This is a genomic window from Pelotomaculum propionicicum (assembly GCF_004369225.1).
Lineage (GTDB): Bacteria > Bacillota > Desulfotomaculia > Desulfotomaculales > Pelotomaculaceae > Pelotomaculum_B > Pelotomaculum_B propionicicum.
On record NZ_QFFZ01000129.1, the window covers coordinates 1 to 1706 of the forward strand.

Consider the following 1706-nt stretch of genomic DNA (forward strand, 5'->3'; position numbering starts at 1 on the left):
AAGACCTTTAGGCCGAATGAATGGCAATGAGTGCGGACACGTCAGTCGCAGCAGAGGATCTCGGCAGGCGGAGTTGGGAGGGTATTACCTAAAAGTTTTACTACCGCGCCAGCGGTTTAGTCCAATGGCGATTATGTAACGCGTTACATAAACGCCATGCCTATGCTGTTCACTGTCTCAAAAGATGGACCGAACATGGCAGGGATCTGGCCGTATACCTGCCGGTGCTCCAGACTTACATGGGCCACGACTCTTTCCAAGATACGGCGTACTACCTGAGGCTGACGGCCGACATCTTTCCTGACATCATTATTAAACTGGAAAGCCGGTATCCGGACGTTATCCCTAAACTAGAAGGTGATTGCTGTGAAACCGACTGATTTCGCTGATCACCTGACAGCCTTTTTGACCACCTGGCTGACGAAACAGCGAAACGCCAGTCCTAACACAGTCCATTCATATCGGGATACCTTCAAACTGCTGTTGAAGTATTGCCAGGAAAAAGAACATATTTTGCCGGAACGAATCACTATGTCAAATTTGAATGCGGAGGTGATCCAAGGCTTTCTACTCTGGTTGGAAACGGAAAAAAAGTGCAGCATTTCAACCAGAAACCAGCGACTGGCAGCCATCCATTCCTTCTTTCGGTACGTACAAACTGAAGAACCCGCCGGACTTTATCACTTTCAAAAAATCATAGCCATACCGGTGAAAAAAGCTAGTAAACCGGTAGTAGAACATCTAACGCCGGAAGCCATGAAACTGCTACTTGATCAGCCTGACAGAAATCATCCGAGAGGCCGGCGGGATTTAACGCTGATGAGTGTGTTGTACGATACTGGCGCACGGGTTCAGGAACTGATAGATCTCAAAGTGGGCGATGTGTTTCTTTCCTCACCGGCAGTGATTGCCCTGACCAGTAAGGGGAACAAGACCAGGCGAGTGCCCCTCTTGAAAAACACAGCGGTACTTCTTCAAAACTACCTGGCGGAAAACCACCTGACCAGCCAGCATAAAGGGCAGTACCAGCTTTTTACAAACCGCCAGCATCATCCCCTGACAAAGGAGGGTGTTGCCTATATTATTGCAAAGTATGCCAATGCCGCCAGAATCAAATCATTTATTGTGCCGCAAAAGGTTAAACCGCATATGTTTCGTCATAGTAAAGCCATGCATTTACTTCAGGCAGGGGGCAACCTCATCTACATCCGTGACTTTCTAGGCCATGTGGATATCAAGACCACCGAAGTTTATGCCCGGGCGGATACGGAGACCAAGCGAAAAGCCATTGAAAACGCTTATCCAGATTTAATTGAAAGCAATCTGCCGGATTGGAGCAGGGATCAGGCTCTCCTTGCATGGCTGTCTGAGCTAGCGTAAGCCAGAGATTATGCAAAGTAAATGGAGCGGGGGCTGGCATTTTTAAAGGCTTCGCGAAATTTACTTTGCATAACGGATTTCTTTGCATAAGGTGGTGTCATCAGCCCGGTGCTGGCCAACCTGTTCTTGCACTACGCCTTTGACATGTGGATGGCACGGACTCATGCGGATAAGCCATTTGCCCGTTATGCCGATGATGGTGCGCCACGAAGGCGCAGGGCTGCATGAGAGCCCTAAAGCCATGCTTAATCGAAGATGAGGGAAGGCCCCTCGGAGCCGCCATGCAGGTGGAGGCTTCAAACCACCGTAAGCTGCTGTGGACAAAA

The 1706-nt window shown here is 49.3% G+C and carries 1 protein-coding gene; it reads left to right on the plus strand.

Going from position 1 to position 1706, the window contains the following annotated elements:
• The first annotated feature begins 366 nt into the window (after positions 1 to 366).
• Positions 367 to 1380 (plus strand): site-specific integrase, encoded by a 1014-nt coding sequence (locus Pmgp_RS19180; RefSeq protein ID WP_134216275.1) that lies wholly within the window; start codon positions 367 to 369, stop codon positions 1378 to 1380.
• Positions 1381 to 1706: the final 326 nt, after the last annotated feature.